The 24591-nt window shown below is 60.0% G+C and carries 18 protein-coding genes; 6 read left to right on the forward strand and 12 right to left on the reverse strand.

Going from position 1 to position 24591, the window contains the following annotated elements; translation table 11 throughout:
- Positions 1 to 25: 25 nt before the first annotated feature.
- Entirely contained in the window at positions 26 to 1015 is a 990-nt protein-coding gene (locus tag H1B37_RS13465; RefSeq protein ID WP_353620834.1) for a helix-turn-helix domain-containing protein, read from the forward strand.
- Between the two features lie 48 nt (positions 1016 to 1063).
- Here the strand turns inward: H1B37_RS13465 and H1B37_RS13470 are convergent, their stop codons facing one another.
- From H1B37_RS13470 to H1B37_RS34400, 3 genes are all read right to left on the reverse strand, one after another.
- The gene (locus H1B37_RS13470; protein WP_182867185.1) at positions 1064 to 2023 is read right to left on the reverse strand and encodes an alpha/beta hydrolase; all 960 of its coding nucleotides are present in this window, start codon (positions 2021 to 2023) and stop codon (positions 1064 to 1066) included.
- Between the two features lie 133 nt (positions 2024 to 2156).
- Positions 2157 to 5642 (reverse strand): serine hydrolase, encoded by a 3486-nt coding sequence (locus H1B37_RS13475; RefSeq protein WP_182867186.1) that lies wholly within the window; start codon positions 5640 to 5642, stop codon positions 2157 to 2159.
- 37 nt (positions 5643 to 5679) lie between these two features.
- Positions 5680 to 6510 carry an amidohydrolase family protein gene (locus H1B37_RS34400; protein ID WP_182867187.1) on the reverse strand — a complete coding sequence of 277 codons (831 nt, stop codon included), beginning with the start codon at positions 6508 to 6510 and terminating at the stop codon, positions 5680 to 5682.
- A 429-nt stretch (positions 6511 to 6939) separates the two neighbouring features.
- Between H1B37_RS34400 and H1B37_RS13485 the strand changes: the two genes are divergently transcribed.
- Positions 6940 to 8166, forward strand: a complete 1227-nt coding sequence (locus tag H1B37_RS13485) for a glycoside hydrolase family protein (RefSeq protein ID WP_286177718.1) — start codon at positions 6940 to 6942, stop codon at positions 8164 to 8166.
- Positions 8167 to 8427: 261 nt separating this feature from the next.
- Here the strand turns inward: H1B37_RS13485 and H1B37_RS13490 are convergent, their stop codons facing one another.
- The 3 genes from H1B37_RS13490 to H1B37_RS13500 form a co-directional block, all read right to left on the reverse strand.
- Complete coding sequence (locus H1B37_RS13490) at positions 8428 to 9399, reverse strand: alpha/beta hydrolase fold domain-containing protein (RefSeq protein WP_182867188.1); 972 nt, start codon at positions 9397 to 9399, stop codon at positions 8428 to 8430.
- Positions 9400 to 9529: 130 nt separating this feature from the next.
- Positions 9530 to 10570 carry a protein arginine kinase gene (locus tag H1B37_RS13495; RefSeq protein ID WP_182867225.1) on the reverse strand — a complete coding sequence of 347 codons (1041 nt, stop codon included), beginning with the start codon at positions 10568 to 10570 and terminating at the stop codon, positions 9530 to 9532.
- A 47-nt stretch (positions 10571 to 10617) separates the two neighbouring features.
- Positions 10618 to 11148 (reverse strand): UvrB/UvrC motif-containing protein, encoded by a 531-nt coding sequence (locus tag H1B37_RS13500; protein WP_147866037.1) that lies wholly within the window; start codon positions 11146 to 11148, stop codon positions 10618 to 10620.
- A 159-nt stretch (positions 11149 to 11307) separates the two neighbouring features.
- Between H1B37_RS13500 and trpE the strand changes: the two genes are divergently transcribed.
- Both trpE and H1B37_RS13510 read left to right on the forward strand, forming a co-directional pair.
- Entirely contained in the window at positions 11308 to 12867 is a 1560-nt protein-coding gene (gene trpE, locus H1B37_RS13505) for an anthranilate synthase component I (RefSeq protein ID WP_182867189.1), read from the forward strand.
- Positions 12868 to 12986: 119 nt separating this feature from the next.
- Positions 12987 to 15659, forward strand: coding sequence for a serine/threonine-protein kinase (locus H1B37_RS13510; RefSeq protein ID WP_182867190.1), 2673 nt, complete (start codon positions 12987 to 12989; stop codon positions 15657 to 15659).
- 77 nt (positions 15660 to 15736) lie between these two features.
- On the opposite strand, the gene H1B37_RS13515 is transcribed toward H1B37_RS13510, so the two are convergent.
- Entirely contained in the window at positions 15737 to 17221 is a 1485-nt protein-coding gene (locus H1B37_RS13515; RefSeq protein WP_182867191.1) for a sulfatase, read from the reverse strand.
- 260 nt (positions 17222 to 17481) lie between these two features.
- On the opposite strand from H1B37_RS13515, the gene deoC reads away from it, so the two are divergent.
- A complete protein-coding gene (deoC, locus tag H1B37_RS13520; RefSeq protein ID WP_182867192.1) occupies positions 17482 to 18207 on the forward strand; it encodes a deoxyribose-phosphate aldolase in 726 nt (241 codons plus the stop codon).
- Positions 18208 to 18210: 3 nt separating this feature from the next.
- Here the strand turns inward: deoC and H1B37_RS13525 are convergent, their stop codons facing one another.
- Positions 18211 to 19740 (reverse strand): TrkH family potassium uptake protein, encoded by a 1530-nt coding sequence (locus tag H1B37_RS13525; protein WP_182867226.1) that lies wholly within the window; start codon positions 19738 to 19740, stop codon positions 18211 to 18213.
- Positions 19741 to 20208: 468 nt separating this feature from the next.
- Between H1B37_RS13525 and H1B37_RS13530 the strand changes: the two genes are divergently transcribed.
- The gene (locus H1B37_RS13530; protein WP_182867193.1) at positions 20209 to 20949 is read left to right on the forward strand and encodes an SOS response-associated peptidase; all 741 of its coding nucleotides are present in this window, start codon (positions 20209 to 20211) and stop codon (positions 20947 to 20949) included.
- A gap of 168 nt (positions 20950 to 21117) precedes the next feature.
- Here the strand turns inward: H1B37_RS13530 and H1B37_RS13535 are convergent, their stop codons facing one another.
- From H1B37_RS13535 to H1B37_RS13550, 4 genes are all read right to left on the reverse strand, one after another.
- Positions 21118 to 21690 (reverse strand): ECF-type sigma factor, encoded by a 573-nt coding sequence (locus tag H1B37_RS13535; protein ID WP_182867194.1) that lies wholly within the window; start codon positions 21688 to 21690, stop codon positions 21118 to 21120.
- Between the two features lie 50 nt (positions 21691 to 21740).
- Positions 21741 to 22601: an ATP-grasp domain-containing protein gene (locus H1B37_RS13540; protein WP_182867195.1), complete on the reverse strand. Its 861-nt coding sequence runs from the start codon at positions 22599 to 22601 to the stop codon at positions 21741 to 21743.
- Positions 22602 to 22631: 30 nt separating this feature from the next.
- Positions 22632 to 23390, reverse strand: a complete 759-nt coding sequence (locus H1B37_RS13545) for a hypothetical protein (RefSeq protein ID WP_182867196.1) — start codon at positions 23388 to 23390, stop codon at positions 22632 to 22634.
- A gap of 262 nt (positions 23391 to 23652) precedes the next feature.
- On the reverse strand, positions 23653 to 24264 hold the full coding sequence (locus H1B37_RS13550; protein ID WP_286177720.1) for a hypothetical protein: 612 nt from the start codon (positions 24262 to 24264) through the stop codon (positions 23653 to 23655).
- Between the last annotated feature and the right edge of the window lie 327 nt (positions 24265 to 24591).

A 24591-nucleotide genomic window follows, 5' to 3' on the forward strand; every position in this document is an offset into this window, starting at 1 on the left:
GAACTACAAAGAAGAGGCGTAGACCGTGTTGCGACGAAATCAGATCATTCAACAGCGACGGAGGGAGTTGGGGATGACGCAGTCACAGCTGGCCGAAGAAGCGGAATTGTCGCTCCGGACCATTCAAATCGTGGAGAAGGGCCGCTCAAGCGTGCGTCCAGAGACGATCCATCGCATCGGCGACGCACTGGGCTTGACCGACGACCAACTACGGGACGATACATCCAAGGACGCCTTCGACTCGTGGCCTTGGTCCCTGTCGAAGTTTATCCAGGGCGACCCGACACTGAGTGAACATGCACACTGCCGAGGTCTTGAGGACGCGCGAGCGGCGGTACGGAAAATGCGCGCGAGCTGGGGCGAGCACTTGAAACGCTCCGAATCCCCGGCAGACGGCGACGGCTTTGCAATCGCTGACCAGAAGCTCGATGACGAGTATCCTCGCTATGAACAGCGATATCTCGAAATCTGGAAGACCAACCCCAACTGCATCCTCTACTCAACGGCCGGGACCCAGCGTTGTGGGGTCACCATCGTCTTGCCGGTGACCGACCGGGCCTACGACGAGCTTCGGCAAGGGAAATGCACCTTCATGGATGTCGAAGCGAGTGATGTGCTGCCGGAGAGCCAAAACCTGATCCTGGATTCCGCCGTGGAACTGCACGGCAGTCATGCGCAACCGTGGTACGGCGTCACAGACTCCGTCAGCTTTACGCTGTTCTTCCAGATGGCACTATTGTCAATCGACCCGACCGCCGACGGATTCCGGATGCTTGGATTTGCGGCAAGTCCGATCAATTTAAAGCGTCTGTGCGGCACGGGGTTCTCGCCCTGCGGCGTTCACATGCCGGAGTACGGGTATGAGATTTGTGAATTCAGCACGGGTGTTGGCGGGCAATCAAACGAGACCTATAAGCGGTCTGCAACAGCGACCCACTACGTCAATTTATTCAAGCAGTTCCTGCCCAAGAATCGTCTTCGGGTGCCAAGCCAAGCGATGACCGGAAAGACGTGAGGATAGCACGACGATTGACCGGCGACTCGCGCGGTATCGATTTCGCCATCAATCGCCCGCGGTGGCGTTTCCGCGTTGCTGGCGGATGAATTGCAGGATCGCGTGGGCGACGGTGTCGTTGGGGTCGCCCATGCGACTGGCGATGGTGCCGTGGTCGCGGCCGGCGACTTCGATGAACTGGATGTCGTCGTGGCCGGCGGCTTTCATCGCGGCGGCAAAGTAACGGTTCTCTTCGCTCCGCGCCGGCAGGTCGTTGTCGCCGGCGAAGCATAAAAACGGCGACGTGTCGGCGGTCGCGTGAAAGGCGGGTGCGGCTTCGTCGATCACCGGCCGGGTCCGCGGAATACTGCGTTCGCCACGAACGGTCGAGTGCGTGACCATCTGCCCGGCAACGGGGATGTAGCCGGCGATGTCCGTTCGATTCAGCCCGTGTTCGGCTAGCAGATCTGGGTGCATGCCGACCATCGACGTCAGGTAACCTCCGGCTGAGTGGCCCGAGACAAAGACTGCATCGGGTGATCCTCCGTACTGCGCGACTGTGTTGCGGACGAACGCGACCGCTGCGGCCGCGTCTTTCGTGTAGGCGGGATAATTGACTTTGGGAGACAATCGATAGTTGACCGATGCGACGGCGATGCCTTCGGCGGCGAACCGCTCGCAAACCGTGACGGCGATGTCGTCACCCTTGTGTCCGTTCTGCAACCCGCCGCCGTGAAACCAAACCAGCGTCGGGAAATCCGATCCGTCACTCGGCAGGTACCAGTCCAGCTTGCAGCGTTCTCGCTCATAGTCGCTCAGATCTTCGTCGCTCTTGTACGGCTGGTCGCGGAGGACGCGAATCCCCTCCTTTACGGCATTTCCAATATTTTTGTCGCCCCGCACCCACTCACTCGGCGATGGACGCTGGGCGTGTGATTGCAATGCCGCCGTCGTCATGACGAGGAAGCAGCCGATGAACAAAAGATGGCGGTGGACGGATGCCGATTTAATAATTTCGGTGCTTCGCATGTTGGTGCCTTGGATCGTGACTCTTGCAGGTAGTGAAGCTGTGCAGTTCGTGGTTTGTTGATCCGATCAAGTGAATCGGAGGTTCGTCGCGGCTACGTTCGCCCTGTGATTCGTGCAAGGTGACGACGTTGAACTAATCGATCAGTTCCTCGAAGGTGGCATTGCCGATTCGATACGTTTTCCAGTCCTTGTAATCGAAGTGCCACCATTCGTACTCGTACACCGTGAACCCTTCCGATTCCATCGTCCGACGCAGTAATTCGCGGTACCAACGCTGGCGAGTGGTTCCACCGGGATATTGCGGAAACGAGCGTGGCGAAAACTCGTCGTAGCCGGCGACCATCTGAATCGGCTGGCCGGAGGCAAGATCATACAGCGTCAGATCCACGGCACAGCCACGGTTATGACGTGAGCCGTTGGCGGGATTGGCGACGAAGTCTTTTAAATCGCCCGGGGTTGCATCCCAGAACATTTTCGTCACGTGCCAGGGGCGATAGGCATCGTGAATCAGCAGCCCTAGCCCGAGCGGTCGCAATTTCTGGTTCGCACGGGCCACCGCGTCGGCCGCCGGTTTCTGCATGAAGGCTTGGGGCTGTTTGTAGAACACCGCTCCGGTGAAATTGTTTGTCGTTGCATATCGAATGTCCAACTTAATCGTCGGGTCGATTTTGATCAGCTCGACGAGTTCCGGTTCGCGGTAATCGCCCGGTTCCGGCGGGGGCGTCGCAGCCAAGGCGCCGGCGCGGAGTTCATCGATCGGTTTGACCGGGGTGATCTTGAACGTCTCGCCGTCCGTTGTGCCGACTTCACGCCGTTTGAAAACGACTTCGGCGGCGTTGACTTCTGTTGCGATCCCGTTTTCGTCACGAGTGAACCGCAACCCTTCACCGTGATACAGTCCGTGATCTGGGAATTCGAAAACGTCGTCACTGATTTCGGTTAGCGGATAGTAGTAGAACCATTCGATCAGCGCGTAAAGCTGGCCGTTTCGTTCGAGAATGTACAGCGTGTTGTGGTCCCAGCCGTACTCGCCGATCAGTCCTCGCCAGCGGTCGGGAGTTTCTGCCGGTGGGTCGTCGGGCAGCCGCCGGAACGTCCTATCGCCGATAACGAGTTGCCCATCGCTGTTAAGGATGATTTCGGTGCCGAAGCCGGCCTCGTCGTCGGTGATGATGGAGCCGTCATCTGCCACACGTAGCTGATAGCGAAACGTCCCGCGGTGCATGAAGACGTCGCCATTGAGTTCGGAGATCTCAGCGAATCGATCGCCCTCGACCTCCTTGTAGCGTCCCCGCAGCACCCTCACGCGCTCGGCGGGCAGGGGGACCGTGGTGCGATACGCTGGCAATTCTTTCCCGTCCTGGGTCGCGATCATCAGCCGCAACGCGTAGTCGGCCAAGCGGCGGACGACCGCATTGGTGCCATCAAGTGAGGCGGTCGCTGCGACGCCGAGTTTCCGTTCGGGCAGAGCTTCCAGTTGGGTTGAAAATCCATAAACCGCGCCGCCATGCCCGATCTTGGTGAATCCGTCTAACTCCTTGATGTGAAATCCCAGGCCGAACCCCTGCGATTTGCCATCGGAATCCTTGATCGGTGTCGACATCCGCCGCAGCGTTTCAGGCTTCAGAATCATCCCGTCGTTCGTTTTGCCGGCGTTGAACAGGCAGGAGACAAACTTGGACAAGTCGAGCACGTTGGAATACAGGTTGCCCGCCGGACCGGTGCCCAGCAGGAACGCGGGAGCGGGAAATCGCCGCCCGTCATAGGTTCGCATCCATCCGGTCGCAAGTTTCGGTTCGACCGAAGGCGACACGACGAAGCTGCTTTGGTTCATGCCCAGGGGATCGAGAATGGTTTGCCGGACACGTTCCGGATGCGAGACATCCAGTTGTTTTTCCAGGACGGCGCCGACGACCGCGATCGCCGCATTGGAATACTTCGTTTTCGTCTCCGGCTTGTACACCAGCGAGGTGTCGCTCAGGCTTGCAACCGTCGCCTCCAGAGTCGGTTCGGTGGGGTCAAAGTAGTTGCCGACGGGAGATTCTCGCACCAGCCCGGATCGATGCGACATCATCTGGCGCAGTGTCAGCGGGACATTGAACGGGTTTTCCGGTTGAAACTCGGGAAGGTAAGTTTGCACCGTCGTATCCAAATCCAGCCTGCCTTCGTCGACCAACTGCATCACGGCGATGTCGGTGAACAATTTTGAAACCGAGCCCACTCGATAAACCGTTTCCGCCGTCGCGGGAATGGTCTGGTCGGCATCTTGAAAGCCAAAGCCGTCGGCCCATACCACCTGATCGCGATCGACCACGGAAATGGAAAACGCGGGCAACTGCTTCTGCTGCACTTCGTAACGTACGGCCGTCTGCAGCTTCTCAATGGCGTCCTGATAATCATACGTCGGCGGATCTACCAGATCGGCGATGGCGACGGCCGTCTTCATCAGACTCAACCGCTGCAGATTGCTCATGATGGCGACGCAGGTTCCGGTTTCCGGGTACAGCAACAGCGTGGTCGAAGTCCCCGATTGCGCTCCGCCGTGCCAGACCGCGCGTCGTCCCGACTTGCGCCCAACGCTCCAGCCGAGACCGTAGGAAATCTCTTTGCCGGCGGTCGTGGTCTGTCGCGTCCACATCGCATCCAAGGTGGTGTCCTCAAGAACTTCGCCTCGGTTGATCGCGGTCGCAAACCGCACCAAATCGGCAGCCGTTGACAGAAGGCCGCCACCGGGGATCTTCATGCTCGTATCGTGCAGTGTCGCGTTGTAGAGTTCACCGTCGACAAGGTTATGATGATCGGGAAGCTTCGCCAACAGCGACGGGGTCGCTCGGATGTACCCACGGGCGCGGCCGGGAATCACGGCGAACGTATCGTCCACCACGGTGTGCGTCATCCCGGCCGGCACGAAAACACGCTCATTGAGCAGTTTGGTGAAGTCACGGTTGCCGGCGCCTTCGGCCACGCTTCCTAGCAGGTTGTAACCGAATGACGAGTACCGATACTTTGATCCCGGTTGGTGGATCAACGGATCGTCAGCGAAGGTGCTGAGCGCGTCGCTCAAGTTGAAGAAATGTTTCGTCGACGACGACTCGGACGACGACTTGTAATGCCGAACGCCGCCCAGGTGCGCGAGCAATTGCCGACTGGTCACCGGCCATTGCTTCTCGGGGAATTTGGCAACGTACTCCTGAACCGGACAGTCCAGATCCAGTTTGCCTTCTGCGGCCAACGAAAGCACCACGGCTGCGGTCATCGGCTTGGCAATCGATGCCGTTCGATACCGAGTCGATTCCGTCGCCGGAACGGAGTGCTCGACATCCGCCAGCCCGAAACCTCTAGAAAAGACCAGCTTGTTATCGAGCGCGATAGCGACCGACAGCCCCGGAACACCGTTCCGATCCATGTATCGATCGATCAACTGTTCGACCTCCGCTGCCGAAGCGAATGGAGTGAACGCTGCCTCCTGAGCGCGTGCCTGGAGCGAGCCCGACGCGGCCACGAAAGCCACAGCGAGGACCAACCAGACGAGGCGAAAAACCACGCGGCCGAATTGCGGCACACGCGGGGTCATCGCAATCGAAGGCAAACGACGCGAGATCATGAGATAAAGTGGCATCGGATTACTCAAGCATTGGCAGCAGTTCATGGTCAAATCAATCTTGGTCAGCGATACGAAGAAGCCCGATCAGCTGATTGAGTCTTCTCGAGAATCTTACCAGACAGATCGCCAAGCCATTGGCCTTGGTCGACCGCCACCGAACCGTTGACGGGCACGTAATTGATTCCCTGGCGAATCGATGCGGATGAAACGCATCGGATCGATCACGAATTGTTTTTTCATCAAAGACGACCACATCGGCAACGTTTCCGACCGTTAATTCACCGCGATCGGTCAATCCCAGGATTTCGGCCGGGAGCGTCGTCCCCGCCCGAACTGCCTGTTCAATCGTCATCAGTGCTTGATCGATCGCAAACTGACGAATTTCGCGCGGAAACGCTCCGTAGAATCGTGGATGGACGGGGCCGTCCTGAGGCAGAGCGATACCGGCATCGCTAGACGTTGCGTTCCAGTCAGTCACGGCGAAGGCGGCGACATCTCGGTCGTCCATCGCGAACGCTCGCAATCGCGCGCCGCCTTTTCGTTTCTGATCTCCATCGAGCTGCAGCCTGATGGCCGCATCCTCCGGTAATTCCTCGCAAACACGAGCATATTCCGCAAGCGTTTTGCCGGCGACGTCGGCGTCTGGGGGCTCGATGATTAAGATACTGTCCGGTCCGCCGCCGTCCTGATTGACCACGACGGTTGTGATGCCTTGTGTGATCAGATTCGGTGCACTGCGTCGCGCCGGATCGTTAGGAACGAGTCCCTGTTCGGCATGACTGTGCAGATCGATAAAGCCCGGGCAAGCCACCTGACCTTCCGCTTCGATGATGCGGTTTGCCGTTGAATTCGAGAGGCCGCCGATCGCGACGATACGATCCACCTTGATTCCGACGTCCGCACGAAACCGGGGCGTCCGGTTCCTCTAATGACATCACCATTTCGGATCAAGATGTCAAATTCTGCTTCTCTCGGCGAATCGATCGCATTTGTCGATCGAGTCGTCGCTGCGTCAGAGCGAGCCTCGAGGATCATCGACAGCAGTTTGCTGAATTCTGACTTCGAAACCAATAGGGCACTTAAGAGACTTTTGTGAACCGAATGACACTTCAACGGTAACGCCACCGGCCCCCATTGATTAACAACCACACCATCCTGAACGATCATCACGGCTGCGGTATCGAGCGTTTCGGAGTGCGCCCTTGCTGTGGACAGCACAACGGCACAATTCTGTCACTATAATGCACCGACGAAGGCCGGATGCTCGGTCTGTTCAAAGATTGACATCGATTGTCATACCACGAGAGTATCGATGAAACTTGCCGCCTGTTTCCTGCCCTTGATGATTTGCGGCGTCCTACTGGCTGCCGAACCGCGCTCCAAGCCGACACCTGAAAACGACGATGTTGCCGGACTGATGGCCGACAGGTCGGTCATCGTGACAGGCGATTCGGACTGGGACTGGACACAAGCGCGAACTGCAATGGTGCCTCAGCAAGTTCGCCCGTTCTTTTTGACGACGATGTCTCGCACGGCAAAAGTCGGAGCGCATGGTTATCACGATGTCTTCGTGGTTTTTGCCGACCAGCGGGCCGACACGTGGAACGAGCCCCGATCCATTGCATCGCTAAAAAGGTTACGACGAGAGGACGGCTACGAAGTGGTTGCCGGCGACCTCTGTCCGATCTGGCATGCCAAGTCCGAGAAAGTGCTGGTTACCGGCAAAACATTCAATTTCGCCGAGGGTTCAAAAGAAGACATTCTTCGTGAGCAGGTATCCTATTGCGTTTTTGATCCGGCGACGCGAACGTTTGGCCCGTTGCGGATTCTGGAGATGCCGGCCAAGGACCACGGCGGGCATCCGATCATTGCCCCCAACGCCGGTTGTCACCAACAGGTCGTTCTCGACGACGGAACGGTGTTGTTGCCGGTCCGTTACCAGCGAAGCAGCGAGAAGCGGAATTACACGTCGATTGTCGCGAAATGCAGCTTTGACGGCACAACGCTTCGCTACATTGAACACGGTACAGAACATTCCCTGCCGAATCGACGCGGCTTGTACGAACCCTCCGTGACACAACACGATGGTGCGTTCTTCTTGACGCTGCGTGCAGACGACGGCGCCTGGGTGGCGCGCAGCTCCGAAGGCATTCATTTCTCGAACCAAATTCCCTGGAAGTTCGACGACGGTGAAGCACTGGGCAGCTACAACACCCAGCAGCACTGGATCACGCTGGGTGGACGGCTGTATCTGGTTTACACCCGCCGGGGAGCTGACAACGACCACATCATGAGACACCGGGCGCCGTTGTTCGTCGCCGAAGTCGATCCCAAACGATTGGTCGTTCTGAAAGACACCGAACAGATTGTCGTTCCGGAAAACCATGCGACATTGGGTAATTCCGGCGTCTGCCGAATCAACGACAACGAGTCATGGATCACGGTGGCTGAGGGACGAGTCAGTCACGGGAAGCGCAAGGGCGAGAACAATCAAGTGATCCTCGTCAAACTGACCGCAGACGGAAACCGTAGCAAGTAGCTTGACGGACTATTGCGAGTGCGGCAACAAAGGGGTCAGGCCTCTTTTTTGTGGTAGATGGGCGACGGAGACATCAGGGTCGGTTTCAAATCGCGTTTGAAATGCCAGCGTCAATACGAGCCCCACCGGCTATCTTTCGCCCGAGGTGTTCATGGCATGCCCCGGACCGTTCAACCGGGAGAAGGAAACCTCCCAACACACGTTGGCCTCTCAACAAAGAGGCCTGACCCCTTTGATTCAAAGAGGCCTGACCCCTTTGATTTAAGGCTCTTGAAGCAGCGTTGCGATGAGGTAATCGGTCGGCGTTGGGTGCTCCACGTCGGGCGCACCGGGATACACCAACTCGCATGCGACGCCATTGGTTTTGCAGTGCTGCTGTAACTTGACGCCGAAGTTGGATGTGTGTGTCGGGTCCTTCTGGTCTTTTCCGATCGCCGGAGGCCGCGAGTAGATCAGGTACACTCCCGGATCGCCTTTGTCGACCAATGCGTAGGGCGAGTATTCATTGATCCAGGGCAGAATCGTTTCGCGATTGGCCAGAAACTTCGCAAAACTACCTAGCCCGAAGGCGTGACCGCCGTATCGACTGTTCGGTGTCCACTCCTTCATCTGTTTCGGATCGAGCGTGGTCTGGGCGCCCGTCACGGCCGCGCACCAAAGACGCGTCGATTCGCGGCTGATGGGATCGTCACTCTGCGGGTCGGCGAGGTCATCGTGAAAGGCGATCCACAAACTGGAGCATGCACCAGCAGATCCTCCGGCAGCACCGATACGCAGCTTGTCTAAATTCCACTCGTCGGACTTGCTTCGCACGAACTGCAAGGCGCGAGCGGCGTCGTGCAGCGGCGCTTTCACCGGCGGCTCGATCCCAGATCCCGCCGCCTGTTTGACATAGCGGTAATTGCAAGCGGCAACCGAGATTCCGGCATTCAGCAGCGCGCTGACGTCGGCAAATCGATGCACACGTTCCTTGGACCCGCCCTGCCAGCCTCCGCCGTGGATCACAAACACCAACGGGGTCGCCATGTCGGATTCGGCCTTCCAGAAATCGATCACGTGCCGCGGATGGTCCCCGTAACGCACTTCGGACAGCGTCGGTTGGGGGACGGAGGCATCGTATTTCGGGGCTTCACTGGGTTTCGTTACGTTCTTCGACGGTGCCGAATCCTGTCCAAACAGGACCGACGAACCGGCGACCAGGACGACCATCAAACAAGCAATCGGCGTTCTCATTTGGCTTCTTTCAATAGGCGGAGCGTTTTGGTGCTCCGTCTAGGATACCTTCGATCGACAACCGTTGTGATCCAAGGAGAAGGCGGCAGGGGCAAAACGATGGGGGCAAAACAATTGCAATCAGGAAGTGCTAGTTCCAGGTGGCGTCGTCTTTTCCGGCCAGGTGGTGTTGCAGAAAACTGGCGCGGCGGGCGTGACGTTCGGCGGTGCCCAAGACGCGGCCTTGCAACTTTTGCAGGTGCGCCGATTGGGTTTGCAAGAACAGTTGGTTAATGACTTTGACGTCCGGTTGCTCGATCAGCCCCATGCTGATGCCCAGTCGGATCTTGGACAGATGGTGCATCGTTTCTTCGCTGCTGATCTTTCGGGCCGTGCTCAAGATGCCCATCGCCCGGCTGACTTCGTCGTGCAAGTCGTCGCGGTTGTTTTTCAGCAACGCCTGACGCGCCTTGCGTTCGTACTGGATGATCCGCGGCGCGACCTCATCACCGACCAACGCCAGCAAGTCGGCTTCGGTGTGACCGAGCGTGACCTGGTTGCTGACTTGATAGAAATCGCCGGTGTACTGTGACCCTTCGCCATAGAGTCCGCGAACGGTCACGTTGATGCGTTGCATGGAGCGGAAGACGCGGTCCATTTGTTCGGTGATCACCAAGGCCGGCAAGTGCAGCATCACGCTGACCCGCAATCCGGTTCCGACGTTGGTGGGGCACGCGGTCAGGTAACCGTAGCGCGGATGGAACGCGTACAAGATGACTTCTTCGAGCATGTTGTCGATACGGTTGACCTGTTCCCAGGTGTTTTTGATGTCCAAGCCGCTTTTCATGACTTGGATCCGCAGGTGGTCTTCTTCGTTGACCATCACGCTGTAGCCTTCGGCGGCGTCAAAGGCGACGGCGCGCGACCCGTCGCCTTCGGCGATCTCGCGGCTGATCAGCTGGCGTTCGACCAGCAATTGGCGATCAATTTCCGAGAGCGGTTCCAGGTCGACGTAGTGGGCGGATTCCCAGCGTTGGTCGGTCAGACTTTCCATCCGTGCCCGGACGGTCCGTTCGATGCTCAACCGATCTTCGTCGCTGCAGCGGCGGATGAAGGGGAAATCGGCCAGGTTGCGAGCCAGGCGGATCCGCGTGCTGATCACGATGTCCGATTCCGGCCCTTCGCCGCGCATCCATTCGCCCCGGTATCGGGCCAGTTCATCAAAGTCCGCGTCACGTTTCACGATTGGGTATCCGAGGAGGTCGATGGGGGGGCGATCGGGTCTTCCATCGCCTTGATTTCGTCGCGGATTTCCGAAGCCCGCTCATAGTCTTCGCGTTCGATCGCTTCCTCCATCTCACGCCTCAGGCCGATCATTTTGGCCAAGGAGTCGGCCGTTCCCGCCGAGCGGGTGGGTTTCTTGCCCACATGTTCGGTCTTGTCGTGGACGTTGATCAACAGCGGGCGGAGATCGGATTCGAAGTGGGTGTAGTCATAGGGGCACCCGAGGCGCCCGCTGTTGCGAAATTCGAAAAAGCTGATGCCACAAACCGGACACTCCTTCTGGTCCAGTTCCTCCAACGCATCGCCGGATTGGCCACCGAGCTGCTTGGCCAGGGCCGAGGCGATCGCGGTCATCGGCGGGCTGGCTTCTTTGTTCAAAAACCCCTTGGCGTGCTCTTCACACAAGTGCATCACCTGCGGACCGACCGGCTCGGTCAGTTCGGTGATGTGAAAGGTGGCCGGTTTTTCACAGAATTGGCACTTCATGATCAATCCGATGTTGTGGCGGGGGGACCGCTCGATTCTATCGCTCGCAAGGGGCAAAACCAACCCGGTCCCCTACACGACGGGCGTTTCGGTGACGACACTAACGGGACCCCGGTCTCGCCCCTTGTTGAATTTCGCCCCGTTCATTTCGCCCCGTTCATGCACCACCCCACCCCCGACGAATTTGCCGCCCTGGCCATCGAGCACGACTTCGTCCCCGTGTACCGTCGATTGTTGAGCGACGCCTTAACCCCGGTGACAGCATTTCGCCGGCTGGACCGATCGGCCGACGGCGACGGCGGGGCGGCCGGCGGAGCGTGTTTGTTTGAAAGTGTCATCGGCGGGGAAAAGGTCGGTCGTTACAGTTTTTTGGCCGCCGCGCCGTCGCTGCGTTTCTCGGCCACGCGAAACGAGGTCACCGTGACTGATTTGACCGGCCGGCGGGAACCGGAAACGTTTTCCGATCCCGACCCGTTGAATGCGTTCCGCGCCTACTTTCGCAACTCCGTCGCCGAAATCGACGAACTGCCGCCGTTTGTCGGCGGGGCGATCGGCTATGCCGGCTACGACGTCGTCCGCTACGTCGAACACCTGCCCGACGCGCCGACCGATGACCGTGGATTGCCGGATTTGGATTTCGCGTTCTACCACACCCTGTGCGTCTTTGATCACGTCGACAAGACCGTCACGGTCGTCTCGCTGGCCGATTGTCGCGACGTGGACAACCACGACGCCGCCGCGCGGGCCTTGGCCGCCGCAGCCGCCGAGGTCGACCAAACCATCGAAAAACTTTCACAGTCCAACGGCGCCCAAGAGATCCGCACCGGGGCCTGGGACGAAGCGGTGTGGCGAGAAGCGGCGAACAACCAGCCGCTGGAAATCACGTCCAACTTCACCCGCGAATCGTTTTGCAAGGCGGTCCGCGAGTGTGTCGAGTACATTCGCGCCGGCGATATCTTTCAGGTCGTCCCCAGCCAGCGGATGGCCGTGAAAACCGACGTCGACCCCTTGGAGATCTATCGTTCGCTGCGGGTGGTCAACCCCAGCCCGTTCATGTTTTACCTGCGAACCCCCGAGACCGTCCTGGTGGGGTGTTCGCCGGAGATCATGTGCCGCGTCGAAGATTCCGTCGTCACCGTCCGACCTTTGGCCGGAACCCGCAAACGCGGACGGACCGAAAAGGAAGACAAGGCGCTCGAGCAGGAATTGTTGGCCGATCCCAAGGAACGCGCCGAACATGTCATGTTGGTCGACCTGGGGCGCAACGACGTCGGCCGTGTCGCCCAGTTCGGCAGCATCGAATTGACCGAAGTGATGGTCGTTGAACGCTACAGCCACGTGATGCACATCAGCAGCGAAGTCCAAGGCAAACTGCGCGACGGACTGGATGCCTTCGATGCACTCAAAGCGGCACTTCCGGCCGGGACGGTTTCGGGCGCCCCGAAGGTGCGCGCGATGGAGGTCATCGATTCGATCGAACCGCATCGCCGAGGCCCTTACGCCGGTGCCGTCGGCTGGATCGACTATCGCGGCAACATGGACACCTGCATCGCGCTGCGGACCATGGTCGTCAAAGACGACACGGTTTATGTGCAAGCCGGTTGCGGCGTCGTCGCCGACAGCGACCCCGACGCCGAATACGATGAAACCATCAACAAGGCCCGGGCACTGATCACCGCCATCGAATTGACCGTGCAGCGGCTCGCCACGCCAAAGTGACTTTCCATGTGACGGCAACGCGCCGAGGGGGGAGTGATCCGTCTTTCGCGACGCGATGAGTTATGATGGTGGGGCGTTGATCCTGTCGTGCCCCTTCCAATTCTCGCCGCCCGTCATTGATGCAGATCGAATGCCCACACTGCTGTGCGAAGCTGCAACTGGGGGATCCCAAACCGGGCCGCTACAAGCCGAAGTGCAAACGGTGCGGGGAAGCGTTCCTGGTCCAGGTCGGCAGCGAAGCCCCGCCGAGGGTGCGGGTCGGCAAACTCAAACCGCCCCCCGAGCAGGCGCCCAAACGGCGACCGGGTGTCGCCGCGCGGACCGTTGCTGCGGATGGGACGGCGGACGCGACACCGACCGTGGACCCGGCACAAACCGCGGCGGCCGAGCAAACGGTTGACCAGACCGTCGATCAGGATCACTCGTCCGCATCGTCGCCGGCGGCAAAGGTTTCCGCCGTCACCGCCGCGCGCACCAAAGACGTGCCCACCGGCGGTCCTGTCTCCAGTGGCGATGCATCCGATGGCGGCGACGCGGCGACCGCGCCGCTGTCGCGACTGGGCGGCTATCGCATCATCCGCATGCTCGGCCGTGGCGCGATGGGAGCGGTCTATCAAGCCAAACAGGTGTCGCTGGACCGTGACGTCGCGCTCAAAACCATTCGCACGCGGCTGACCGAAAACCCCGCCTCGTTGGCGAGGTTCACCCGTGAAGCCTATGCGGCGGCCCAGCTGGCACATCACAACGTGGTCCAGATCTATGACTTCGGCGAAGACGACGGCCAGCTGTATTTTTCGATGGAGTGGATTCGTGGCGGGTCACTCGGCGATTTGGTCCGCGACAAGGGCAGCTTGGATCCCAAGCTGGCGGCGACTTACATCTTGCAGGCGGCGCGCGGGTTGCAATTCGCCCACCGAAGCGGGATGGTTCATCGTGACGTTAAACCGGCCAACTTGCTGCTCAGCGAAGACGGCGTCGTCAAGGTTGCGGATCTGGGGCTGGTGAAAGTTCCCGACCAGATCGATCCCGAATCGTCCGGCGAAGACCTCGCCTACAGCGGGCTTCAAAGTGGCACCCAAGTGACCATGCAAGGCACGGCGATCGGAACGCCGGCCTACATGGCCCCCGAACAAAGCGCCGACGCCACCGCGGTCGACCACCGCGCCGACATCTACTCCCTGGGCTGCAGCCTGTTCTACCTGCTGGCCGGTCGTGCGCCTTATGCGGCAACGGAAATCTCCGAGGTGATCCAACAACACGCCCACGCGGCGCTGCCGAATCTGGCCGAAATCCAGCCGCGCGTTCCCCAGCCCCTGTGCCAAATCGTCGCCCGATCCATGGCCAAGCGTCCCGCTGACCGCTACGGATCGCTGGCCGAAATGATCGACGACTTGCAGTCGTTCCTGGGTGTCGAATCGCTGATGGGCTTTACTCCGTCTCGCGACCAAGCCGATCGCTGGGAAGCCGTCGCCGTGCGTTACGCAAAAACACAACTTGTCAAACGATTCTCCGGCAAGCTGTTCGTCGCCTTGGCCGCCACCGCGGTGTTGACCACTCTGGCCTCGCCGTTGATTTCGTTACAGGTGTTTTTGCTGGGACCTGTGATGCTGGTGACCGCCTGCATCGTCGCGGTGGTGTTGGCGACGACGGCCGGGCCGAGCGCGATCGCCGATCACGTTCGCCGCTGGTTGGGCACGTTGTCATGGATCGAAATCGGCATCGCGTCGCTGGCGTCATTGATGTTGGGTTTGACCTTGGTGGTGCTGGCTGCCGGGTTATGGATCGGAGCGGTGTTGGGATTGATCCTGGGGGCGGGCATCGGAGCCGGCTATCACTTTGCCGTGACGGTGACGGCTGCCAAGGCGGGCAAGCCGACGCTGGAGGAAGCACGTCGGTTCGTCCGTGATTTACGAATCGAAGGCGCCGAGGAAGAAGGTTTGCGTGACTTTCTGGCACGCTATGCCGGTGCCGGATGGCAATCGATTTACGAGGCACTGTTCGGTTACGACGCGATGGTTGAAAAACGCCGTCGGCTGTCCGGCGATGTGTCGTTTGACGGGCCGACCGACAACCGTTCGCTGCGAGACCGGTTGTGCGCGGCGTTGGATCGAAGGGCCAACCAGAAACGCCAAGCAGCAGACCGCAAAAAGCTGGCTCAGTTGGAGCAACGGTCGTTGATCAGCCAGGGCGTCAGCGCGGCCCAAGCCCGCGAACAGAGCTGGCAAATGGCGTCGGCGATCATGGAAACCGCACACCAGAGCGTCGAACAATCCGGCAAAGACGAACGGGTGATCGCCGACGTCAAGCGGAAACGGATCAAAGCGATGTTGGCCGATGCGAGAAGCGGTCGCTACAAACGCCCACGCGATCGTTACACCGCCTTAAAGTTCGCCTTTTCCGGTGTCTCGCGTCTGCTGGCCGGATGTCTGTTGCTGGCCGTGTTTGGGTTCACCGCAAAAAGTCTGGGCCTGTCCTTCGAAGAAGTGATTCGGAGCGTGCAAAGCGGAGAGTTCAACTTGCGGAGCGTTGCCGATGATGTCACGACCGATGCGCTGGGCCGATCTACCAGCTTGTGGTCGGTCGGGATCGCCGGGGCGCTCTTGTGCCTGTCGGCGTTCGTGTCCGGTTGGCGGATGACGCCGTTTGCGGGCGTGGCGACGATTGTGATTCTGTTTGGCGCCACTCTGGGCTTGCCCGACATCGGTCCGGCACCGGCCTGGATGGTCGCCGCGGCGATCGGAATGGTGATCTATCTGCCCGGCGTGGTGTACGGGGAAAGGGACATGCGATAGCCGTTGGTGTCTAGCCTTTCGGCGATTTCCCGTCGCTGCAAAGCAGCGAGTGTGCGGCTAAAGCCTGGACACCAACGCTACCGGTTCCAGGGTTGCTTGTCCTTGGTCTCTTTCAGTGCCTTGGACGGATCGTAGTGTGGATTCAGCGCTGGCACCTCGGCACCCATGTCGCGAACCCACTGCAGCAGTTCGTCTCGCAGTTGCGATGCTCGCTGCGGATGCGTCTTGGCCAGATTCCGTGTTTCTCCCAGGTCATCGGCCAGGTCGTACAGCTCACTATGAGCACCGATGTGGTAGGCTTGTGCCGAATCGTACCAGTCACCGAAGTAGTGGATCAATTTCCACTCGCCGCGGCGGATCACGGCCGACGGAGTCGATGCCCAACGAAGATCATAGAGCGGCATGTACCAGAACAATGAGCGCTCGGGGACGGACTGATCTTTGAAAACCGGCATCAGGTTGATTCCGTCCGTGGGCTCGCCAAGCTCCACTCCGGCGACACGGCAAAGCGTCGGGTACCAATCAACGATGTGGATCGGCGTGTTGCTGACTGTTCCGGGGTGAACGACGCCTGGCCAACGGACGATACAGGGGACGCGAATGCCGCCTTCATAGACCGAGCCTTTTCCTTCGCGCAGCGGCGCGTTGTCGAATTGCTGTTCTTTAACCGTCAGCGGCACGCTACCGCTGAGCGGTGATCCATCCCACTCCGGCAGGTTGTATTGATTCTTGATTCCGCCGTTGTCGCTGAGGAAGACGAATAGGGTGTTGTCGGCCAATTCAAGTTCGTCCAGTTGCTGCATCAGCCGACCGACCGAATTGTCCAGGTGTTCGATGGCTGCCAGATAAGTCGCGTTCTGTAAACCGACCTCGGGCGCACCGCGGTCCCGGTGTTTCTGAACCAATTCCGGGGGCGCGGAGACTTTGTTGTGCAGCGTGTGATGGGCCAAGTAATAAAACCACGGACGATCGCGATTGGCCCGCATGAATTCACAGGCCGCATCGGTCAGGTGGTCGACCCACTTGTCGCCTTCATTTTGTGAACCCTCGCCCGGCGGTGCGACGTCGTCAAAGCCGAAGGTGTCCCCGGAAGGTTGTCTCAGGTAGGTGTAGAACCCGTGCCGGTTGTTGGTCAGGTGCCACTTGCCGGCCATCCCGGTTCGATAGCCCGCCTCGCGCAATTGCTGGGGAAGACGGCATTGGGACGGATCGAGGTGTTCACGAAACATGGGTTCGGAAACACGGGCCCAGGGAGATCCGTACCAGCCGATGACGTGCCACATTTGATTGCGCGCGGTGTGCTGGCCGGTCAACAGCGCGGCGCGGGTGGGCGTGCACTGGGGCATCACGTAGGCATCGGTCAGCCGCATGCCCTGTTCGGCCAATCGATCCAGGTTGGGTGTGGCGACGTGCCGGTTACCGTAGCAGCCCAGCGATGTCCAGCCCTGGTCGTCGGTCAACACGAACAGAATGTTCGGCGGTTTTGACGTGTCCTCCGCAGCGACCAGCGGAGTGAAGGACAGGACGGCAAGGGTCAGCAGCAGGGTGTTTTTGAACTCCAAAGGACAATGCTCCGGTTGTGGAGAAGGATTTTGCGTGGCAGACAGGATAACGCGCGGCGCCGCCGGCAGGCTGCCGCGAACCGGCTGAGGATTGTGGAAGGTTTTCGCAACCCTGTCGGCGGGATCCTCCCCTCGCTACGCTCGACCCTCCCGCACACGGGAGGGTTTGGTCCTAAATTGGACTGGATGCCCTGTCCACCCTGTGACGCTGTCGCATTAAAATTTGCGGCAATCCTATTTGCCCTTTCAGAGAACTTCCCATGGCTGAATTTGAATATCAAGACGTCGCCAAGATGATCGACCATTCGTTGCTCAATCCCACGTTGACCACCGACGACTTGGACGCCGGCATCCAATTGGCGTTGGCCTACGACGTTGCCAGCGTCTGCATCATGCCGTACTACATGAAGACCTGTGCCGAGCGTCTGGCCGGCAGCACCGTCAAAGCATCGACGACGATCGGGTTTCCCCACGGCGGGCACGCCACGGCGATCAAGTGCGCTGAAGCCGAACAGGCGATCGCCGACGGCTGTGAAGAATTGGACATGGTCGTCAACATCTCCAAAGTGCTTAGCGGGGACTGGGACTACGTGCGTGACGAAATCAAACAAATCGTGGACATCGCGCATGCGGCGGGCCAAAAGATCAAGGTGATCTTCGAGAACTCCTACCTGGACGATGATCAAAAGATCCGGCTGTGTCAGATTTGCAGCGAAGTCAACGCCGATTGGGTCAAGACGTCCACCGGTTACGGCAGCGGAGGTGCGACGCAAGCGGATTTGAAACTGATGCGCGAACATGCCGCCGACCACGTGCAAGTCAAAGCGGCCGGCGGCGTCCGGGACCTGGACACGCTGTTGGCCGTCCGCGGGATCGGGGTGACCCGATGTGGCGCCAGCCGAACCGCCGAGATCCTGGGGGAGGCCCGCAAGCGATTGGGGATGCCGGAAATCACAGCAACGACATCGGACAACTCCGGGTATTAGACGCTAGGTCCGTCGCCAGAACGTCGGAAAGATCAGCACCAGGACGCTGAAGACTTCGACGCGTCCGAGTAGCATCAGCCAGACGAACAAGAACTTCGCCCCTTGGCTGAACCCGGCATAGTTCTGTGTGGCCCCGACGACGCCCAGTCCGGGGCCGATGTTGTTGAGCGTGGCGGCGACGGCGCTGGCACAATCCAACAGCTTTTCATCCAGCGTGTTGTCTTCGGCGGCGACCGATGCCTCTCCGTTGTATCCCCACGTGGAACTCGGTTCGAAGGTGACCAACAACATCCAGGACGCGATGAAGATCCCGAGGATCAAACAAAAGTAAACCATGATGCCGCGCAACATGGCGGGGTCATCGGCGGTCGTGCCGCCGATGCGAATCAACCGCACGACGCGGGGGCGATACGATAGTTCGATTTCGCGGAGCAGGATCTTGTAGAACAGAACGTGGCGGATCACCTTCATGCCGCCGCCGGTGCTGCCGGCGCATCCGCCGATGAACATCAGCACGAGCAGGCTGCCGCGGGCAAAGTTGTTCCAACGATCAAAGTCCGCCGTTCCATAACCGGTCGTCGTGATCACCGAGACGACTTGAAACAGGCCGTTGCGAAATCCTTGTCCCAGCGATTCAAACCCGACGTCACCGGCACGGATCCCGAAGAACAGGATGCAACCGCTGAGTCCGGCGATGATTCCGACAAAGGTCTGGAACTCGACGTCTTCGAACAACCGGCGCGGCCCACCGACCAGGGTCAAATACAGCAGCGTGAAATTGGTCCCGGCCAGGATCATGAACACGATCGTGGTGTATTCGATCAGCGGGCTGTCGAATCCGCCCAGCGATCGGTTGTACGTGCTGAAGCCGCCGGTCGCCATGGTTCCAAAGGCGTGGCACAGCCCGTCGAACAGCGTCATGCCTTCGACCATGTAGATGACCGTCAGGATCGCGTTCAACCCGCAGTAGATGCCCGCAAACACCAACGCGGTGTGCTGCATCCGGGGCATGCTGCCTTCTTTACTCGGCCCCGGCATTTCGGCACGGACCATCGCCTTGCCCGCCGAGCCTTGACCGAGAATCGCGACGAACAAGACGACGATCCCCAAACCGCCCAAGAAGTGGGTCCAGCTGCGCCAGAACAAGATACAGTGCGGAACGGCGGTCGGGTTCTCCAGGTCTGTCAACACCGTCGCGCCGGTCGTGCTGAACCCGGACTGCGATTCGAACATCGCCTCGATGAACGTGATCGGTTGGTCGGCGGCGATTTCGGTGCCGCTCAAGTAGTAGGGCAAGGCACCCAGGACGGTCGCCATCACCCAGCTGAGGCCGACGACGGCCATGGCTTCTTTGCGAAACAACGGCTTGCCGCGGTTGCCGCGGCCGCTGACCAGCAACGCCGCCCCGATCAACATGCTGATCGCCATGCTCAACACCAAACCGCGGATGCCGTCGCGTTCCATCGCTTCGGCCGCCGGCAGGTGTGTCCGGTTGGCCAGCACGGGGAACGCAAACGGCAAACTGAAGCTCATCGATCCGCCGATCAGCAGACAGATGATGCCGAGCACGCGGCTGAGAAGTCGAAAATTCAAGGGCTACGGAGTCCTGTGAGGGGATTCAGCGATTGGCAAAGTCTACGGTCCGAATTGGCGGGGCGCCGCTCGATCCTTCCAACGGTTTTCCGCCAGGATTGTAGTGCCTGGGCGTGAAATGTCGCCCGTGGGGTTTGGCATTGGGTTTGCATTTACTCCCCACCGGCCCCGAACAACCCTTCCCCAGGGGATGAACGACGGCCGGGCGGTCGGCGCTGGAGGCGGCGTCGGCCGCCAGTTTTCCCGGATTTTTCTGGGTGATCGGGCCGCGATTGGCATTCGCTCGGGCCGATTTGGCGTTTCAGCCGGGCTGCAACGGTTGCCGCACCCGCTGCATTTTGCAACACGCAAATTGCTACACTGACGCTGTCGCGGCAATCCTGTCCTCCTCTATCGAGCCTCCCGATCGTGTGTGGTCGCATCAACCTTCGCACTCCCGCCGCCGCCTGGACGCAGGACTTCTTGCCGTTGTGGAGCGAGGATGAGGTTGCGGCCAAGGCGGCCGAATACGAAACCGCCCCGCGGTACAACATCGCGCCGACGCAAACCGTCTCGTGCATCCGTGCCGGCGAGACCTCGCGTCGGGAATGGGTGATGCTGCGTTGGGGACTGGTTCCGCCCTGGGCGGACGATTTGGCGATCGGCAACCGGATGATCAACGCGCGCAGCGAAACGGCGGATGAGAAACCGTCGTTTAAGAAATCATTCGCCCACCGCCGCTGTTTGATCCCCGCCGACGGCTATTACGAATGGATGAAGACGCCCGACGGAAAACAGCCCTACTTGATCGAGCGGTCCGAGGGCGGCGTGTTGGCCCTGGCCGGATTGTGGGAACGCAATCGCAAGATCAACGGCGACGGCCCGGCCCTCGAAACGTTCACGATCCTAACCACGTCGGCCAACGACACCACGCGGTCCATCCACGATCGGATGCCGGTGATCCTGGATACCGAAGGCCAAGCGGCGTGGCTGGGAACCGATCTCGCCGATCCGAATTCGCTGAAGGACCTGATGCGACCGGCACCGAATGATTTACTGACCGCGTTTCCGGTTTCTAAGATCGTCAACAGCCCCCGGAATGACGTCCCCGAGTGCATCGAACGAATCGAGCTCGCCGAGGATCCGCCGCAGCAGGGAGATTTGTTTTAGGCGGGGCGTGCCATCGCCCAACCTCCATCGAATCGTTGCTAAGTCAGCTGGAAAGTTGGGTAAGACGATTTACCTCACCACTTCCCACATCAAAGGAAAAGGTGAAAGCCACAACTGCACTGCGTTCGATGGCGGGGCCTTCGAGCGAGGGCATCAAGGGCCGCGGAACTACTCCTCACGCAGCTGCTGATACAACTTGGCGCGGGCCAATCGCCAATCGCGTTCGACGGTCCCTTCGCTGACGCCCAGGACTTCGGCGGTTTCGGGGATCGACAATCCGGAGAAGAACCGCAACTCGACGACTTCGCGTTGTCGCGGTGAGTCTTTCCCAAGCACTTCCAGCGACGCTTCCAGGTCCTCAAACCGGCAACCGTTGCTGGTTTCGAAATTCTCCAGCACGACATCCAACGATCCGCGTTGATAATCACCGCCGCGTTTGGTCGTGTTGCGCCGCCGCGCATGGTCGATCAAGATTTGTCGCATCGCGCGGTTGGCGGCGGCAAAGAAGTACCGCCGATCGGTGGCGTTGCCGATCGCGTCGGAATCGAGCAACCGGATGCAGGCCTCATTGACCAGCGCGGTGGCCTGCAACGTATGGTCGCCCCGCTCGCGCCGCATCAACGCCGACGCCATTTGCCGCAGCTCGCTTTGCAGCTGTTCGAACAATTGTTCTTTGACCGAATCGTTGCCGCGTCCGAGTTCACGCAGCATCATGGAGACGTCGTTGGGGGGCTGATTCATTGCTGCCGACCTTGCAAGTTGCGATAAAAGCCAGCCGGCAGTGTACCCTGTTACACCAAAAATTCCAAAATGGCGTCAGCGAGCCGGTTTTCACAGGCGTCATCGAAGGCCACAAACATCGGGAAGGAGTTGATTTCCAAGAACACGGGGTCGTCAAAGCCCTTGCGACAGCGAAAGTCGAGCGCGCAATAATCGAATCCGATCTGCCCGACCAGCCGATCGGTCGCTGCGACGATTTGCTCAGGAACCTCGATCGCTCGCACGACCACGTCGTCGTCGGTTCGGTAATCGACTTGGGTCGTCTGCAAGTGAAACGCATGCAGTTTGCCGCCGATCGAAAACACGCGCAGGTTTTCACCTTCAAGTCTTTCTTGGACGAACTGCGGCACGAGTCCGGAAAGCGGTTGGGGGTCATTGATCACATCGGCAGCGATGTAAGCGTGGTCGCCACCGGAGAGCGGTTTGATGATCTTGGCATCGGCGTCGGGGACGCTTTGAAGCGGTGACAGGTCGCCCAGGACGGTGGTTTGCGGGATCACCAACCCGCAGTCGCGGGCACGGACCAGGTTGCGTGATTTGTTGTTGCCGTCGCCGGTCGTGCTGCGGTTGAGCAAGCGGATTTGGGGCCAGGCCAGCGCGAATGATTCGGCAACTTCATACGCGGCATGATTCCGGACTTCGTCGCAATCGAAGACGTTGAACCGCAAGAACATCCCTAGCGGTCGCAAGGTCACGTCGCCGAAATCGATCTCCGGCGATTGAAAGTCCCAGGCGATCTGGCGTGCGTCCGGCCGATCGGTGTCCCAGAAGAAATAGTCGACGCCGCGCAAGTGAGCCTGGTCGACGATGCGTTGCGTGTTGGGGTCGGATTCACCGCCGACGATCACCAGGTCGATGTTTCTTGCGTTCATCTGCTTGTCCACTACCACAGACCAACGCGTTCACCAGCGGCGAAAGTTCTTCCACGGTCTCGGGATGTTTTGAAAGGGACCCGAGGGCGCGTTGAACTGGGGCCGCTTGATCGATCCCTCTTCGCCCCAGGCGCGTGTGCTGGGTTTGGGAGTTCCGCCGGATTCTTCGCCGACTGCAAAGGTTGTCATCTTGGACTCTTCGCCGCTGCGGCTGGTCGTGGTCGGTTTTGGCGTCGGCCGCGGCGCCGGTTTGCCTTCTTCGCCCACGGCCAACGTCGTCGCACGTGGACTCTCTTCGCCCAGACCATAGGACAACGTCGTCGGCGGCTTGCTCGATTCTTCCCCGACCGCGTAGGTGGTGATCTGGCGGTTGGGCGGTCGCGTCGTTTCCTCGCCGACCGCATGCGTCGTGATCTGCTGCGAAGGCGGTTTGGTGGATTCCTCGCCGATGGCACCGGTCGTGATTTGCTTGGTCGGCGGACGCTGCGATTCTTCGCCGACGGCCTTCGTCGTCATCGGAGGGTTCGGCGACGGCTTTTCGCTGGGCGGGTGGGGCGCGGTGCCTTCTTCGCCGATGGCAAAGGTGGTGATCCGCCCCGAGCCGCCGGATTGTGCCGAGGCCGTGGTTTCATCGAGCACTTGGTAGGCTGCCGCCGATGACAGGCCGGCCACGACCAGCCGACGCAGGAAATCACGACGAGGGACGTCGTCTTGGAGGGCTTGCCGGACGACTTCGTCCACGGCCGGATCGGTGTTGGGATTGGGGGCAGACGGATTACGGTCAGACATGACGAAGCCGGGGATAAAGGGGGTGTCGGAGTTTTCTAACAGGACGGCATCACTCTTGCCTAGCTACGCTCGCCAGAGCGTGGAAAGCGTCTGCGATCCACCTTCTGGCGAAGGTAGCTACGATTGAACGAAGATTCACGACGTTTTCCTACGAAGTGGCGACGTCCAACTAGTTTAGGTTCGTATCGGAAAAGTGTCAGATCAAAGAAACCTCGCACCGAAAACGATGCGAGGGGACAAGGATTGGGCTCCGATCCGCCGTTCACCAGCCGCGTCGCACGCTGCGGCTGCGGAAGATCGTTTGTCGTGGCGTCGAGGACTGGTAGACCGTTGCCGAGGTTCCGCCGCCATAGTTGCCGCTGGTGTAATTGGGCGTGTTGGTCGGATAAACGGGATAACCGGTTTGGCGGTTGTCGATCGCCTCGGACGAAGAGCTTCCGTAGGTGCCCCAGGTTCGGGTGACGGCGTTGGAGCGGGCGTCGGCCCAGTTGCCGTTGGCCACCGCGTTGCTATTGCTGCGGGCGAATCCGCCGACGGTGCGGGCGTAGCTGTTGGAGTGCGATCGGGCGCCCCAGCCGTTGGCCGAGGAGTTTCCGTTGCTGATTGCCACGCCGCCGTGGGAGACCGCGCGGCTGTTGCCGCTGGCGAAACCGCCATTGACTCCGCGGCCGGTCATCGTCGATCGGGCGTAACCGCCGCCGCTGGCGTAGGCGGACGAGTTCAATCGCGTGTTGCCGCGGCCGTAGGCACTCGAAATGGCGGTGCCGCCGGTCGAATAGCTGGACGCGGACACTTGGGCGTGGGCGTCGCTGCCGGTCAGTGCGGCGAGGGTGGTCAAAGCGACGATGGCGAAGGTGGTTGCGAAGCGTTTCATGGGTCGGTTCCTGGCGAAAGAAGTTCAACGAGCGTGATGGGTGTCGGTGGCCGGTGTTGTCGGCCTTCACCAGACACCTGCGTCGCGTCCCGCCAAACCCCTGAACGATTTTCGAAAAGTTTTCTTAGGACGGTGCTTCAAGGTGTGCGCGACGGGGGGTGATCACGCAGTGTCTGACGACAGACACACCCAGCTCGTGCTTGCCGGCCCGTTTCCCCATCGATGTCTCGCACCAACCGACCCGTTGGGCGATTGAGAGCTGCAATGGGAGCAAACCACGGATGGCAAGGCGTACCCACGGATGGCAATCAGCCTGGAATCCGTGGG

The sequence above is a fragment of the Stieleria mannarensis genome, from assembly GCF_014154935.1.
In the GTDB taxonomy this organism is placed as follows: Bacteria; Planctomycetota; Planctomycetia; order Pirellulales; family Pirellulaceae; genus Stieleria; species Stieleria mannarensis.